The 15,713-nt window shown below is 72.7% G+C and carries 11 protein-coding genes; 5 read left to right on the plus strand and 6 right to left on the minus strand.

Annotated elements, in window-relative coordinates:
• Window positions 1–10: 10 nt before the first annotated feature.
• Window positions 11–3,574 (minus strand): S8 family serine peptidase, encoded by a 3,564-nt coding sequence (locus AB0M76_RS21195; protein WP_365954315.1) that lies wholly within the window; start codon window positions 3,572–3,574, stop codon window positions 11–13.
• Between the two features lie 163 nt (window positions 3,575–3,737).
• Between AB0M76_RS21195 and AB0M76_RS21200 the strand changes: the two genes are divergently transcribed.
• From AB0M76_RS21200 to AB0M76_RS21210, 3 genes are all read left to right on the plus strand, one after another.
• Window positions 3,738–5,243 carry an MFS transporter gene (locus tag AB0M76_RS21200; protein WP_365954316.1) on the plus strand — a complete coding sequence of 502 codons (1,506 nt, stop codon included), beginning with the start codon at window positions 3,738–3,740 and terminating at the stop codon, window positions 5,241–5,243.
• 10 nt (window positions 5,244–5,253) lie between these two features.
• Complete coding sequence (locus AB0M76_RS21205; protein WP_365954317.1) at window positions 5,254–5,880, plus strand: DUF6629 family protein; 627 nt, start codon at window positions 5,254–5,256, stop codon at window positions 5,878–5,880.
• Window positions 5,881–5,971: 91 nt separating this feature from the next.
• Entirely contained in the window at window positions 5,972–7,627 is a 1,656-nt protein-coding gene (locus AB0M76_RS21210) for a GMC oxidoreductase (RefSeq protein WP_365954318.1), read from the plus strand.
• Window positions 7,628–7,696: 69 nt separating this feature from the next.
• Here AB0M76_RS21210 and AB0M76_RS21215 read toward each other — a convergent pair whose 3' ends face one another.
• The 5 genes from AB0M76_RS21215 to AB0M76_RS21235 all read right to left on the minus strand — a co-directional run bounded on the left by AB0M76_RS21215 (window position 7,697) and on the right by AB0M76_RS21235 (window position 11,732).
• Complete coding sequence (locus AB0M76_RS21215) at window positions 7,697–8,176, minus strand: carboxymuconolactone decarboxylase family protein (protein WP_365954319.1); 480 nt, start codon at window positions 8,174–8,176, stop codon at window positions 7,697–7,699.
• Window positions 8,173–9,255, minus strand: coding sequence for a dihydrodipicolinate reductase (locus AB0M76_RS21220; protein ID WP_365954320.1), 1,083 nt, complete (start codon window positions 9,253–9,255; stop codon window positions 8,173–8,175). The genes AB0M76_RS21215 and AB0M76_RS21220 overlap by 4 nt, the downstream gene beginning before the upstream one ends.
• A 58-nt stretch (window positions 9,256–9,313) precedes the next feature.
• Complete coding sequence (locus tag AB0M76_RS21225) at window positions 9,314–9,436, minus strand: DUF6126 family protein (RefSeq protein ID WP_037635127.1); 123 nt, start codon at window positions 9,434–9,436, stop codon at window positions 9,314–9,316.
• Window positions 9,437–9,451: 15 nt separating this feature from the next.
• A complete protein-coding gene (locus tag AB0M76_RS21230) occupies window positions 9,452–10,132 on the minus strand; it encodes an XRE family transcriptional regulator (protein WP_365954321.1) in 681 nt (226 codons plus the stop codon).
• A 73-nt stretch (window positions 10,133–10,205) separates the two neighbouring features.
• Window positions 10,206–11,732, minus strand: coding sequence for an ATP-dependent DNA ligase (locus AB0M76_RS21235; RefSeq protein ID WP_365954322.1), 1,527 nt, complete (start codon window positions 11,730–11,732; stop codon window positions 10,206–10,208).
• A gap of 152 nt (window positions 11,733–11,884) precedes the next feature.
• On the opposite strand from AB0M76_RS21235, the gene AB0M76_RS21240 reads away from it, so the two are divergent.
• The gene (locus AB0M76_RS21240) at window positions 11,885–14,623 is read left to right on the plus strand and encodes an alpha/beta fold hydrolase (protein WP_365954323.1); all 2,739 of its coding nucleotides are present in this window, start codon (window positions 11,885–11,887) and stop codon (window positions 14,621–14,623) included.
• The gene (locus tag AB0M76_RS21245) at window positions 14,620–15,498 is read left to right on the plus strand and encodes an ABC transporter permease (RefSeq protein WP_266660946.1); all 879 of its coding nucleotides are present in this window, start codon (window positions 14,620–14,622) and stop codon (window positions 15,496–15,498) included. Before AB0M76_RS21240 ends, AB0M76_RS21245 begins: the two co-directional genes overlap by 4 nt.
• Window positions 15,499–15,713 lie beyond the last annotated feature (215 nt).

Genomic DNA, 15,713 nt, shown 5'->3' on the forward strand with positions numbered 1-15,713 from the left:
CCCGACCGCGTCAGCTCTTGTCGGGGCGGTCCGTCACCCGCAGGGAGTTCAGCAACGGCTTGCCGTAGCCCCCGTGCGCGACGAAGCGGACGTTGAGCACCCCGTCCGTGACCGTGACCGTGTACGTCCGGGTCAGGGCCGTGTACGTACCCGCCTCCAGCGAGATGTCCAGCGAGGGCAGAACCTGCGTGCCCTCGGCCAGGACGTCGAAGACGCGCTTGTTCGGCTTCGTCGAGGACAGCTCCGCGAAGCCGAGCTCCACGGTGTACGTGCCGTTCGGGACGTTGTCGAAGCGGTATTCGTACATGCCCTCACGGGCGTTGCGGAACAGCTTCTGCTCGGCCGTGCCGGCGATCGTGCGGCCGGTGGCGTGCACCGAGGAGTTGCCCTGGTAGCCGTACGAGCCGGCCGTGTACTTGCGGTCCGGGGACCAGCTGTCCCCCAGGGTGTCCGTGGCCGTGTAGTCGGAGCCCGCGTCCAGGGCGACCTGGTAGCGCGGGACCACGACCTTGACCGGCACGGTGAGCACCGGCGCGCGCCCACTGGCCGAGGTGATCTTCAGGTCGGCTGTCAGGACCGTCCCGGCGGTCAGGCCCTTGGTGTCCACGGCCAGGGTGACCGCGGCCTTGCCTCCCGTCGGCAGGTTCCCCGTCCCCGGGGTGGCCGTCAGCCAGGCCGCGTCCTCGGTCACCGTGAAGTCCGTGCCGAGGCCCGGGTTGGTGAGGTCGAGGGTGCGGGTCCGCTTCTGGTCGGCGGGGAGGACGACCTCCACCGCCGGCTGGGCGGCGGTGACCCGGCCCGTGCGCAGCGACTGCGTCACCGTCGTGACGTCGGCCGCCTTGACGTCCACGGTCGCCGCCGCGGATTCGTACGAGGGGGCCGCGAGGGACACCGCCCGCGAACCGGACGGGCTCTGGACGACGTATCCGCCGTCCGCCGCCGTGGTCGCCGACACCGCCGTGTCGCCGGTGCCGACGGTCACCGTGGCTCCCGCGACGCCGTTGCCGTCGTTCGCGTCGAGCACCCGGCCCGCGACCACGCCGCTCTTGGTGGTCCTGAAGGCGATGGCCAGGCCGTCGGTGACGACCGCCTGGTTGAAGGAGTACTTGAAGGCGTCCGTGCCCGCCGCGTTCTCCACGCCGACCGTGGCCGTGGAGCCGCCCTTGATGCCGGTGCCGCCCGTCCCCTTGTACGTGTACGCGACGGTGCCGTCCTCGCCGATCGCCGCCGAGAACGAGAACTTGTCGGTCTGCGCCGACCAGTGGGACACCTCGCGCCACTCGATCACGTACGTCCGGTGCGGGGCGGTGCCGGTGACGCCGGTGAAGACGCCCGAGCCGCTGCCGGCCGCGCCGACGACCAGGTCGTCCCAGAACGGGTACAGCGCCGCGTTGGGCGTGGCCGTGCTCGGGATGTCCCCGTTGATGTCACCGGTGTTGTTGCCGCCGAAGCTGACGGTGCCGTTCGTCCCGATCCAGGCCTGGCCGTACGTCTTGCCGTACAGCGGGACGGAGAACGGCAGGTCGACGCGCTCGGTGGTGTTGTCGCCGGTCAGCGCGAGCTGCCGGTCCCCCGCCGCGTACGGGCGGCTGGCCGCGGTGGAGCAGGCGTAGCCGTAGCCGTCGGTGCGCTCCGGCAGGTTGACCGCCACCGTGGTGTCGCCGGCGACGGTGGTCTGGGCACTGCCGCCGGTGACGCACCGGGAGGAGTGCGTGGCCCGTACCTCGTACGTGCCGTGCGGCAAGGTGACCTCGAAGCGGCCCTGCGCGTCGGCGGTCGCGGTCACCGGGGTGTCCGTGACGGTGACGGTGGCGCCCGCAGCGGGTCCGGCGGCCGAGGTGACGGTGCCGGTGAGCTTGCCGGAGGGGGCCTGGGTGAGGCTGAAGTCGCCGGTGGCGGTGGCGTTCTCGGTCACCGTCGCCGTGGCGGTCGCCTGGCCGTAGCCGAACTTGGCGGCCGTCAGGGTGTAGGCGCCGACCGACAGGGAGCGGAAGGTGTAGGTGCCGTCGGCCGCGGTGGTCGTCGTACGGCCGATCGGTCCGGTGGCGGTGACCTTGACGCCCGCGACGGGCTCGCCGCCGGAGCGGACGGTGCCGGAGACGGCGCCGATGGCGCCGCGCGGGGCGCCCGAGACGGCGGCGAGCGCGTCGAGCTTGCCCTCGCCGAAGACGTTGTTGTCTGCGGCGTTGCCGCCGCACTGGCCGTTGTCGGTGTCCTGGGCGGTGCCGTTCAGCAGCTGCTCGGTCTGCGCGATGTCGCCTTCGAGGGCGGGTGCGGCGGACCAGAGCAGGGCCACGGTGGCCGCGGTGTGCGGTGAGGCCATGGAGGTGCCGGAGAAGGCCTCGTACCCGCCGCCGGGGACGGAGGAGCGGACGTTCACGCCGGGGGCCGCGATGTTCGGCTTGATGATGCCGCCGGGGCCCGCACCGCGCGAGGAGAACGGTGCGATCGCGCCGTTGATGTCGAAGGCGCCGGAGCTGTAGGAGCTCGCGTAGTCGCCGGGCGATCCGCTGGTGGCGCAGCCGGGGCCGGAGTTCCCGTTGGAGAACGCGGGGAAGATGCCGGCAGCGCGCCAGGCGTCGACGATCTGCTGGTACCAGTCGTCGTGCGTCGCGCTGCCCCAGGAGTTGTTGACGATGTGCGGGGCGAGGTCGGGGCGCGGGTTCTGGCCGTTCAGGTCGGTCGGGGCGACGACCCACTGGCCGGCGGCGAGGAGGGAGGCCTCGGAGCAGGAGTTGGTCTCACAGCCCTTCGCGGCGATCCATTTGGCGCCGGGGGCCACGCCGATCTTGTTGGCGCCGCCGTCGTCGCCGACCATCGTGCCCATGGTGTGGGTGCCGTGGTCGTTGTTGTCGCAGGGGGCCGCGGTGGGACAGACGCCGGCCGGATCGAACCAGTTGTAGTTGTGGTCGTACGAACCGTCGGCGCTCTTGCCGCGGTACTGGCCGTTCACGGCCGGGTGCGTGTAGTCGACGCCGCTGTCGATGTTGGCGACGACGATGCCCTCGCCGCGCACGCCGAGCTGGTCCCAGACCTGCGGGGCCTTGATGCGGTCGATGTTCCACTCGACGGCGTCGGCGGCGGCCTTCTCCCGCTTGCCCTCGGCGGGCTTGGGGAGGGTGACCTTGTCGTCTGCGTCGATCCGGGAGACCTCGGGGCGCTGCGCGAGGGTCCCGGCGAGTTTCTGGCTGCCGACGACGCGGACGGCGTTCACGATCCAGTACGAGGTGTACTCGGCCTTCGCGCCGTCCAGGGCCTTGATCACCTCGGCCTGGCTGCGCGCGGCGTGCTGCTGTTTGGCGTGCAGAACCGTTTCTGCCTTGGCGGCCCGGGTCTTCTGCTTGCCCGCCGCCGTGAGGTCGGCGGCGCTGTCCAGGTAGACCCAGAAGGCGGCTTTGGCGGAGTCGTCGAGCTGGGCGCGGAGCTTCGGCTCGATCTTGCGCTCGGCCGCTCCGGGGGTGGGCCCGGGTTCCGGCGCGGCCGCTGCAACGCCCGCGCCGACGGGTAACAGCAGGACTGCCGTGAGAGCGGCGAGCGCCGCGCGCAAGGATCGTCGTCTGTTGCGTTGGGCCACGTGTGGTCCTCCTCGGACGCCGTGTGCAGGTTGTGCGGGAAGGGCGTGCGTGACGTGCGCGGTCATGGTGAAGGAGGGGTCATGCTCATTACAAGAGGGCCTAATGAGCCGTATGCTGCGCGCCTGGGTGGCCCTTCCGCGCCGGGCGGGCCAGCCTGAAGACATGACCGATCCAGTGCCGGGCGCCGCACCGAACGCTCCGGCCGGGCCCGGTGTCGTGCTCGCCTCGGCCCGGGGCCGGTGGATCGTGCTCGCCACCGTGCTCGGGTCGACCATGGCCCTGCTCGACTCCACCGTCGTCAACGTCGCCCTCCCCACCATCGGGGTGGACCTGGGCGCCGACCTGGCCGTCCTCCAGTGGACGGTCAACGCGTACATGCTCACCCTGGCCGGGCTGATCCTGGTCGGCGGGGCGCTGGGCGACCGGTTCGGGCGGCGCCGGATCTTCGTCCTCGGCGTGGTGTGGTTCGCGGCCGCCTCGCTGCTGTGCGGGATCGCACCCAACGCCGGGGTCCTGGTGGCCGCGCGGGCCCTCCAGGGCGTGGGCGGCGCACTGCTGACCCCCGGTTCGCTCGCGCTGATCCAGGGCTCGATCGCCGCCGAGGACCGGGCCCGGGCCGTCGGGCTGTGGTCGGGGTTCGGCGGGGTGGGCGCGGCCGTGGGGCCGTTCCTCGGCGGCTGGCTGGTGGACGGGCCGGGCTGGCGCTGGGTGTTCCTGCTGAACGTGCCGGTGGCCGCGGTGTGTGTGCCGATCGCCCTGCGGCACGTACCGGAATCGCGTGATCCGCAGGCGCACGGGCGGTTCGACGTGCTCGGCGCCGTCCTGGGGGCCGCGGCCCTCGCCCTGGTGACGTACGCGCTGATCGAGGCCCGTTCCGGGTCCCCGCTGGTGATCGTCTCGGCCGTCGGGGGCGTGCTGCTGTCCGCCGTGTTCGTGTACGTCGAGCGGCACCGGGCCGATCCGATGCTGCCGCCCGACATCTTCGCCTCCCGGCAGTTCACCGCCGTCAACGTGGTCACCCTGTTCGTGTACGCGGCCTTCAGCGGGTTCTTCTTCCTCGTCGTCCTCCAGCTCCAGGTGGTCTCCGGCTACTCGGCGCTGGCCGCGGGGGCGGCGCTGCTGCCGACGACCGCGCTGATGCTGCTGCTTTCGGCCCGGTCGGGGGCGCTCGGAGAGAAGATCGGGCCGCGGATCCCGCTCACGGTGGGGCCGCTGCTGTGCGCGGCCGCACTGCTGCTGATGCTGCGGGTGGGGCCGGACGCCTCGTACGTACGGGACGTGCTGCCGGCGCTGATCGTGATGGGCATGGGCATGGTGGCCCTGGTGGCTCCGCTGACGGCGACCGTGCTGTCCTCGGTGGACCCCGGCCGGGCGGGCCTGGCCAGCGGCATCAACAACGCGGCCGCGCGGGCGGCCGGGCTGCTGGCGGTGGCGGCGCTGCCGCTGCTGGCCGGCATGGGGCCGGACGCGTACCGCTCGGCGTCCGAGTTCGACGCCGCGTTCGGGCGGTCCATGCTGTGGTGCGCGGGGCTGCTGGTGGCGGGCGCCGCCGTGGCCTGGACCACCGTGCGCAAGCCCGTGCCGGGAGCGGGGTGCCACCCGGAGTGCCACACCTTCTGCGCGACGACATCCCCGCCGCTCGAACCCCCGAGGGCGGCGAAGCCCTGACCGGCGCGCCATGTGCTGGAGCGCCACGGCCGACCTGACGGCGGGTGCGGTCATCACCGCCGTCGGGATCGTGTGCGTGGCGCGCGTACGGCGGGCCCGCGACCTGCCCGTCGCCGCGCTGCCCCTGCTGCTGGGCGTCCACCAGCTGGTCGAGGCCGCGGTGTGGCACGCGGGCGGCGGCTGCGGCCCGGCCACCACGGCCTGGGTGGTGATCGCCCTCCCGGTGCTGCCCGTGTGGGTGCCGCTCGGGGTGCTGCTCGCGGCCGCTCCGGAGGACCGCCGCCGCCTGTGGGGGCCGGCTGCCGCCGGTCTCGCCACCGCCGCGGTGCTCTCGTACTGCCTCGCGACCCGGCCGGCGACCGCCGAGATCCGGGGGCACACCCTCGGCTACGGCGTGAATGTTCCGTGGATGCCGCTCGTCCTCGCGGGCTACCTGTTCGCCACGCTGGGCGCCCTGCTGCTGTCGGGCGACCGGCGGCTACGGCTTCTCGGTGCGGTGCTCGGCGCCGGGGCATTGGCCTGCTCAGCGCTGTGGCGGCTGGAATTCGCCTCCACCTGGTGCGCCTTCGCGGCGGTCGCGTCCCTGCTGGTCCTGGGGTGGGTACGGCGCCCGCGGCCCGGCGCCCCTGTGACATGACAGGCCGAAAGTTACCTAGACGTATGTAGTGACTTCCCATGCGACCGGCAGTAGAACTCGTTCCCATTCCGCCGAAAGTGAGGAGCGTCACATGAGTGACAAAGCCCTGCACAAATCCGGCTCCAACGGGATCTCGCGTCGTGGATTCATAGCTAGAACAAGTTCTATTCTCGGGGCGGCGGCCCTGGCCGGTCAGATCACCCCGGCGCACGCGCGGACCGTCGCCTCAGTGGCAGCGGCCGGCGGCCCCATCGACAACGGCGCGCACGTACCGGCTCTGGTGATCGGCACCGGCTACGGAGGGTCCGTAGCCGCCCTGCGACTCGCCCAGGCCGGCGTCGACGTCCACATGATCGAGATGGGCATGGCCTGGGACACCCCGGGCCCGGACGGCAAGATCTTCTGCAACACGACCAGTCCGGACCAGCGCTCCTACTGGCTGCGGACCAAGACCAAGCAGCCGCTGAGCAACTTCCTCGGCTTCCCGATCGACAAGGACATCCCCCGCTACACCGGGATCCTGGACGCCGAGGAGATGGGCGGCATCATCGTCTACCAGGGCCGCGGCGTCGGCGGCGGTTCCCTGGTCAACGGCGGTATGGCGGTCACGCCGAAGCGTGCGAACTTCGCCGCCATCCTCCCGTCGGTGAACGCCGACGAGATGTACACCACCTACTACCCGCGGGCCAATGCCGGTCTCGGGGTCGGCCTGGTCGACCCTGCCTGGTTCGACACCGTCGACTGCTACCAGTTCGCCCGCGTCGGCCGCAAGCACGCCCAGCGCTCCGGCTTCCCGTTCGTCTTCGTCCCGGACGTCTACGACTGGGACTACATGAAGCAGGAGGCCGCCGGGACCGCCCCCAAGTCCGCGGTCGCCGGGGAGATCCTCTACGGCAACAACTACGGCAAGAAATCGCTGCAGAAGACCTATCTCGCCCAGGCCAGGTCCACGGGCAAGGTCACCATCTCCCCGCTGCACAAGGTCACTTCCGTCTCCCCCGCGGCCGACGGCGGCTACACGGTCGTCATCGACCAGATCAACACCACCGGCGCCACCACCGCCACCAAGACCGTGGTCGCCGACAAGGTGTTCTTCGCGGCCGGCAGCGTCGGCACCAGCAAGCTGCTCGTCAAGCTCAAGGCCACCGGCGCACTGCCCGCCCTGAACGGTGAGATCGGCAAGGGCTGGGGCGACAACGGCAACGTCATGTGCGGGCGGGCCAACCACCTGTGGGACCCGACCGGCAAGGTCCAGGCCTCCATCCCCTGCGGCGGCATCGACAACTGGGACGCGGGCGGGGCGTTCGCCGAGGTGGCGCCGCTGCCGACCGGGATCGAGACGTACGCCTCCTTCTACCTGTCGATCACCAAGAACCCGCACCGCGCCGAGTTCACGTACAACGCGGCCTCGGGCAACGTCGAGCTGAACTGGCAGACGGCGTGGAAGCAGCCGTCCATCGACATGGCCAAGAGCATCTTCGACAAGATCAACTCCAAGGAGGGGACGATCTACCGGACGGATCTGTTCGGCACCAACAAGATCTGGGGCGACCACCTCACCTACCACCCGCTCGGCGGCGCGGTCCTGGACAAGGCCACCGACAACTACGGCCGCCTGCACGGCTACACCGGCCTGTACGTGATCGACGGCGCGCTGATCCCCGGCAACACCAGCGTCAACCCGTTCGTCACCATCACGGCGCTCGCCGAGCGCAACATCGAGAAGATCATCGCCACCGACCTGTAGGCGATCCGTACGCAGACCCGGGGCCGTCGGCGGTACCGACCGGCCCCGGACCCGTTGCCGCAACCGGCCTCAGTGCCCCGGCAGTACGCACACGCTGTCAAGGCCGAGCACGTGGTTGAGCCGGCCGAAGGCCAGCCAGGACCCGATGCTCATCGTCAGCTCCACGATCTCGAGCTGGTTGTAGTGCGCGGTCATCCGCTCCCAGAACTCCTCATCGAGGTTGTGGTGGTCGAGCGTGTACCGCTCCGCGTACTCGGCGGCCAGCCGGGTCCGTTCGTCGAACCGGTCCGTGGTGCGCCAGTCGGTGACGGCGTCGGAGAACTCCTCCTCGACCTTTTCCCCGTCCCGCTCGGTCCGCCAGTCCAGGCAGAACACGCACCCGTTGATCTGCGCGACGCGCAGTCGTGCGGCCTCGAACTCGCGCAGCCCCAGGGTGGTGTGGGCGTACACGGACAGGGAGAAGTTCGCGGCGGCCATCCCGATCCCGGGGACCATGTCGCCCCACACGTACTCGATCGGGTGCTGGCCCTCGGGTATGTCGATCCTCATGGCTTCTTCCTTCCGAGCTTGCCGATGGCGGGGCGCAGGGGGACGTCGAGGGCGTCGTAGAGGCCCGGTTCGGCCTCCACCAGCCAGTCGATGGCGCCGACCAGACGGCCGACGGCGGTGGCGTTGCCGCCTGCCGAGCGGTTCTCGCCCTCGTCGGTGGCCTCGATGGTGACCTCGATGTGCGGGCGGCCCTCGATGATCACCCGGTGGGCGCCGTCGCCGCCGTCGGGCGGTGTGGGCCAGTCGGGGGCGCAGGAGGTGTGGATGCGGGTGACGTGCTCGATGACGATGCGGGGTTCGCCCTCGACGATGCCCTGCACTTCGAAGCGGATGGCGCCCTGGGTGCCGGCCTCGAACTCGCCCATCGTGCGGGTCGTCACGGTGGTGTCGAGGGCCCGGCGGTCCACGGTCTCGCGGATCTCGTCGAGTTCGACGCCCAGGGCCCGGGCCATCATGCGGATCTGCCCGCCCCACACCATGGTCGGGACGGACGGCATCAGCATCATCGGCTCGAAGTCCATGGGCTGTCCCATGCCGACGAGGTAGCGGACGGAGTCCGGCTGGTCGTAGGTGGAGTAGTCGAATATCTCCTGGCAGCGGATGGCGTCGATGGTGCTGCCGAGTCCGCTGAGCAGGAGCGGGAGTACGTCGTTGCCCCAGCCGGGGTCGACGCCGGAGGCGAACAGCGAGCCGCCGCCCTCCGCGACGGCGGCGGCCACCGGATCGCGGAACTCGGGCGGGGCGTTGCGGTGGTCGTAGAGCGGGTAGAGGGCGGGGCTGACGACGACCGCGCCGGCCCGGACGGCCCGGGTGATGTCGGCGAGCGCGTCGTCGGGGCGGGTGTCGCCGGAGGCCGCGTAGACGACGGCCTGCGGCCCGGCGGCGAGGACCGCCTCGATGTCGTCGGTGGCCAGGACCCCGGTGTCGTGGTCGAGTTCGCCGAGCCGGCCCGCGTCGCGGCCGATTTTGTCGGGATGGTGGACGATGACGGCGGCCAGTTTCAGCGCCGGATGGGCCTCTACGGCACGGATGGCCAAACGGCCGACGTTGCCGGTACCCCAGACAACCGTGGAAATCATGCGCGGAGGGTAGCGACAGGACCTGCACGTTTCCAGAGTCGCGGGCCCCGGCCTTCGGTTACTGGTTCTGGCCGCCCAGGACGAAGAGGAGGTAGACGAAGAAGGCGAAGAGGTGGCCGACGAACAAGTAGGCGATCAGCCGAATCACCAGACCGCGCGGGAACTTGGACTGGATGTTCATGGTGGGGCTCCTGGGCTAGAGGTGGTGCGCAGTGCCGCTGCCGGCACCGCCGCCGAGGCACAGCCCGGCGAGGCTGCTCTGCAGCAGGGTGTGGACGAACAGCAGATCGGCGCCGCCCGCGGTGGCCGCGCCGATCCGGTGCGGGGTCAGCGAGTCGAAGTGCGCGCTGTCCCCCGGCTCCAGCAGGTACTCGGCCTCCGCCAGGTGCAGCCGCAGCCGCCCGTTGAGGACGTACAGCCATTCCTCGCCGGGATGGACGCGGACCAGCTCGCCCTGGCTTCGGCCGTGGGGGACGTGCACGCGCAGCGCCTGCATCCCGCGGCTTGAGCCGCCGGCCTGCCAGTACGTCCACCCGTCGGCCTCGCGGGCGCCCGGACCGCCCGCCCGTACGATGGGATCGGCGACGGCGGGGGTCTCGCCGAGCAGTTCCGAGACCGTCGTACCGTAGGTGCGGGCGAGTCCGAGAAGCAGCGGCAGCGAGGGCTGGCGCCGCCCGGTCTCCAGCCGGGACAGGTGCGCGGGCGAGAGCCGGGCCCGCGCGGCGGCGGCCTCCAGCGTGAGCCCGGCGCGGCGCCGCAGCTCACGCAGCTGGGGAGCCACGGAGGGCAGCTCGTCGGCGCCGGCGCCGAGGTCGGGGCCGACCGCTTCGTCGGGACGCTCGGGGCCTTCGGGGCCGGGGGCAGGACCGGATGTCATACCCCGATTGAGCCAGAATCCTGCCTGCCTGGCAATTTCTCTTGCCTCTGAGGCAAAAGCGGGGCCGTCCCCGTCATCCTCCGCCGAGCACCGTCTCCACCGTGTCCGCCTGTGCCGCGGTCTTGTCCGGGCGGTGCCGCAGGACCCGCGCGAAGCGCAGGGCGACCCCGGCCGGGTAGCGCGGGGAGCGCTGGAGGCCGTCGTACGCGATCTCCACGACCAGTTCGGGCCGCACCCGCACGGTGAAGCCGTCGTCCTCCACCGCCAGCTCCCGCAGCCGGCCGGTCTGCCAGCGCAGCATCTCGTCGGTGAGCCCCTTGAAGGTCTTGCCGAGCATGGCGTACGTGCCGTCGGCGGCCCGGGCCCCGAGGTGCAGGTTCGACAGCAGTCCGGTGCGCCGGCCGTGCCCCCATTCGACGGCGAGCACCACGAGGTCGAGGGTGTGCACCGGTTTCACCTTGAGCCAGTGTTTGCCGCGCCGCCCGGCCGCGTAGGTCGAGTCGAGGGCCTTGACCATGACCCCCTCGTGGCCCCGGCGCAGGGTCTCCGCCCAGAACTCCTCGGCGGCGGCCCCCTGCTCCTGCGGGTCCTCGACGACGAGCCGGCGGACCCGGGAGTCCTGCGGCACGAGGGCGGCGAGCGCCGCGTACCGCTCGCGCACCGGGAGGTCGAGGAGCACCTGGTCCCCCGCCGCCAGCACGTCGAAGAAGTACGGGACGACGGGCAGCGTCCGCCGCGCGGTCTCGACGTCGACGCGCGATCCGACCCGGCTCGCGACCTCCTGGAAGGGCACCGGCCGGCCGTCCGGCGTCTGCCCGATCACCTCGCCGTCGAGGATGAACCGCTCGCCCGGCAGCGCCCGTGCCCGCTGTGCCACCTCCGGCAGCCGGTCGGTGATCTCGTCCAGGGAGCGCGTGTACACCCGTACGTCGTCCCCGTCCCGGTGCACTTGCACGCGGATCCCGTCGAGTTTCTCCTCCACCGCGCACGGTCCGAGCGCGGCCAGGGCCTCGGCCACCGACGTGGCGGTGTTCGCCAGCATCGGCTGTACGGGCTGCCCGACGCGCAGGGTGACCCCGCGCAGGGCCGCCGCACCGTCGGCCAGCGCCGCCGCGGCCACCCGGGGCAGCGAGCCGTCGAGCATCACGGCCCGGCGCAGCTCGGCGGCCGGCACTCCGGCGGCCGCGGCGACCCCTTCCAGCGCGATCGCGTCGAGGGCGCCCTGGCGGACCTCGCCGGAGAGCAGGCTGCGCAGGAACCGCTGCTCGGGCCCGGTGGCCGCGCCGAGCAGGGCTTCGAGGATCCGGCGCCGCTCGGCCTGCGAGCCCGCGCCCGCCACGCCGGCGAACTCGGTCACCGCCGCGTCGACGGCGGTGACGGTCAGGGTGGGCTCGGCGGCGGGTTCGACCTCCCGGCCGAGCGCGCGCCAGCCGATCCCGGGCCGGCCCTGCGGAAGCCGCCCGGCGAGGTACGAGATGACCAGGCCGGCCTCCTCGGGCGGCGCCGCGGCGAAGAGCTCCGCGAGCAGGGCGGTCTTCCGGGACCGGGCGGAGGTCTCGGCGACCTCCCGGGACACGCGCGCGACCTCGGCGAGCAGCATGCCGTCATCCTCCCGCCGCCCGGCGTACGGCGCAGGTCGGGTCCGGGTACCGCAGGTGCGGTATGCCGGGCTGCCCGTGTACTCCTCGAGGAGGTGGGAGGTTCCGCCTGGGGGCGCTCAGGGCTCGACGGCCCGGCGTCTAGGGTTCCCGTATGAAGCTCCGATCGCCGAAGCTCCGGCTGCCACGGCGCCGCCGAAGCCGCCTGCTCGCGGGTGCCGCCGCGCTCGCCGTCGTCGCGGGGGCCGGTACGTGGACCGCCGCCGCGTCCGGCGGGGCGCCCCCCGTGCACCGCCAGGACCGGACGGTGGAGATGCCCGGCGCCGGGATCGACACCTCGTACTTCACGGCCGGCGGCGGGGGCAAGCGCCCCGCCGTGCTGCTCGGGCACGGTTTCGGCGGCAGCAAGGACGACGTCCGCGCGCAGGCCGAGCAGCTGGCCCGGGACGGGTACGCCGTCCTGACCTGGTCGGCCCGCGGCTTCGGCCGCACCGGCGGGCAGATCGGGCTGAACGACCCCGAGCACGAGGTCAAGGACGTGTCGCGGCTCGTCGACTGGCTCGCGCAGCAGCCCGAGGTGCGGCTCGACGGGAACGGCGATCCGCGCGTCGGCGTCGCCGGAGCCTCGTACGGCGGGGCGATCTCGCTGCTCGCCGCCGGATACGACCGGCGGATCGACGCGATCGCCCCGCAGATCACGTACTGGAACCTCGCGGACTCGCTCTTCCCGCAGGGCGTGTTCAAGAAGCTGTGGGCGGGGCTGTTCTTCACCACCGGTTCGGCCGACGGGATGCAGCCCGGGGCGCTGCCGACGGGCAGTCCCGGGGCGGCGGCCGCCCCCGGCTCCTCCGAGGCCGCCACCGCCTGCGGGCGGTTCCGGCCCGAGCTGTGCGCCATGTACGAGCGGGTCGCGGTGGCCGGTAAGCCCGACGCCGAGGCCCGCGCCCTGCTGGAGCGGCGCAGCCCGTCGGCGGTCGGCGACCGGATCAAGGTGCCGACCCTGATCGTGCAGGGCCAGGAGGACTCCCTCTTCCCGCTGGATCAGGCCGACGCCATGGCGAAGGCGATCGCGGCGAACGGTGCGCCCGTCTCCGTGGACTGGGCGGCCGGCGGGCACGACGGCGGCATGCGCGAGTCCGGCCGGGTCGAGGCCCGGGTGGCCGCCTGGTTCGACCGCTACCTGAAGGACGACGGGGGCGCGGACACCGGCCCGGCCTTCCGGGTCTCGCGCTCCGGCGGCATCTCCTCCACCGACGGGGCGGTCCAGTTGCGCGGCGCGAGCGGCGAGCGCTACCCGGGGCTGACGTCCGGTCCCCGGGAGTTCGCCCTGAGCGGCCGGGAGCAGAGCTTCGCCAATCCGGCGGGCGGCGCTCCGCCCGCGCTGTCCTCCCTGCCGGGGATCGGCGGGCAGCTCGCCGCGTTCGGGGCCGGGCTCTCGCTGGACTTCCCCGGGCAGAACGCCCGGTTCGAGTCGCAGCCGCTGACCGAGGAGGTACGGATCACCGGGACGCCGACCGTCACCCTCAGCGTGAGGTCGACGGCTGCGGACGGTTCGGCCGTCCTGTTCGGCAAGCTGTACGACGTCGGGCCCGACGGGCGCCAGGCGGTGCTGCCGAGCCAGCTGGTCGCCCCGGTGCGGGTGGAGAACGCGCAGCAGGGGGCGACGGTGGAGCTGCGGCTCCCCGCCGTCGACCACGCCGTGGAGGCCGGGCACCGGCTGCGGCTCGTCGTCGCCGCCACCGACCTCGGCTACGCGTCCCCGGCCGCGCCGGCCACCTATACGGTCACGGCGCAGGGCGCCCTGGCCGTTCCGGTGGCCGACGGGGTACGGACGGCCTCGGCGGGGCTGCCCGCGTGGACCTGGGGGCTGCCGCTGAGTGCTGCGCTGCTGGCCGCGGCGCTGCTGGGGATCCGGAGGACCGGCCGGGAGGGTGCGGGGGCGCGGGGCGGGGGACCGCAGCCCGACCCCGCGCTGGCCGGCGTACCGCTTGAAATCACCGGTCTGACGAAGCGGTACGGAGGCGCACAGGGCCGGTACGCGGTGCGGGACCTGTCGTTCCGGGTGGAGAAGGGGCAGGTCCTGGGCCTGCTCGGGCCCAACGGCGCCGGCAAGACGACCACACTGCGGATGCTGATGGGGCTGATCTCGCCGGACGCCGGGGAGATCCGGGTGTTCGGACACGCAGTACGGGCCGGGGCTCCGGTGCTGTCGCGGGTCGGGGCGTTCGTCGAGGGGGCCGGTTTCCTGCCGCACCTGTCGGGGCGGGCCAACCTGGAGCTGTACTGGCAGGCCACCGGCCGCCCGGCCGGGGACGCGCACATGGCGGAGGCCCTGGAGATCGCCGGCCTGGGCGATGCGCTGGAGCGCGCGGTGCGCACGTACTCGCAGGGCATGCGGCAGCGGCTCGCGATCGCGCAGGCCATGCTCGGGATGCCGGACCTGCTGATCCTCGACGAGCCGACGAACGGTCTGGACCCGCCGCAGATCCGGGAGATGCGGGACGTGATGATCCGGTACGCGGCGGGCGGGCGGACGGTCATCGTCTCCAGCCATCTGTTGTCGGAGGTCGAGCAGTCGTGCACCCACCTGGTGGTCATGGACCGCGGACGGCTCGTACAGGCAGGCGAGGTCGCGGAGATCACGGGTGGCGGGGACGTGCTGCTGGTGACGCTGGCCGAGCCGGTGGACGAAGTGGTCGTGGGGAAGGTGGCCGCGCTGGAGGGAGTGGGTTCCGTGGCGGCGGCCGACGACGGGCTGCTGGTACGGCTTGAGGGAGCGACGGCCGCCGGGCTGATCGCCGAGCTGGTACGGCTGGAGGTGCCGGTGTCCGCAGTGGGGCCGCACCGCCGGCTCGAGGACGTGTTCCTCACCCTGATCGGAGGTGCGGCGTGAGCGCCGTGACGGAGACCGTGACAGAGGTGGCCCCCGGCTACCGGGCAAGCCGTACGCTGCCCCTGCGCGTGGAGGCGCTGCGCCAGTGGCGCCGGCGGCGGACGCTGGTGATGGCCGGGGTACTGGCCGCCCTCCCGTTCGTCATGATCATCGCGTTCGCGGTGGGCGGCGGGCAGGACGGCGGCCGGGGCGGCGGAGACGGCCGGATCACGCTCATCGACACGGCCACGGCCTCGGGCGCGAACTTCGCGGCCACCTGCCTGTTCGTGTCGGCCGGCTTCCTGCTGGTGGTGCCGGTGGCGCTGTTCTGCGGGGACACGGTCGCCTCGGAGGCCAGCTGGTCCTCGCTGCGCTACCTGCTGGCCTCGCCGGTGCCGAGGGCCCGGCTGCTGTGGAGCAAGCTGGTGGTGGCGCTGGGCTTCAGCCTGGCGGCGATGGTCCTGCTGCCGGTGGTGGCGCTGGCGGCGGGCACGGCCGCGTACGGGTGGGGGCCGCTGAAGCTGCCCACGGGTGGCTCGTTGGCGGCCGCGGACACCGTGCCGCGCCTCGCCCTGGTGGTGGCCTTCGTCTTCGTGTCGCAGCTGGTCACGGCCGGGCTGGCGTTCTGGCTGTCGACCCGGACGGACGCGCCTCTGGGCGCGGTGGGCGGGGCGGTCGGCCTGACGATCGTCGGTAACGTGCTGGACGCGGTGACGGCGCTCGGATCGTGGCGGGAGTTCCTGCCCGCGCACTGGCAGTTCGCGTGGGCGGACGCGCTACAGCCGCAGCTGGAGTGGGGCGGGATGGTCAAGGGGACGGCGGTGTCGGTGGCGTACGCGCTGGTGCTGTTCGCGCTCGCGTTCCGCGGGTTCGCCCGCAAGGACATCGTGTCCTGAGCCGTCGCCCCGTGTGTGGGCCGTCCGTGGCAATGGGGTGCGCGCCCGCGTGCGCCTGCCGTCCGGGCGCCCCCGGCGCGCTGAACAATCGCGGTCGTCACGACGTACGGACGCGTCTGCGCGGCACCAAGGGGTACCACCGATGCACACACCAGGACTTCCGGCTCGCAGGGCCCTGCTGACCGGTGGCCTCGCGGCTGCGGCCGCCGTGCTCT

The organism is Streptomyces sp. NPDC051364 (genome assembly GCF_040682115.1).
Classification (GTDB): domain Bacteria; phylum Actinomycetota; class Actinomycetes; order Streptomycetales; family Streptomycetaceae; genus Streptomyces.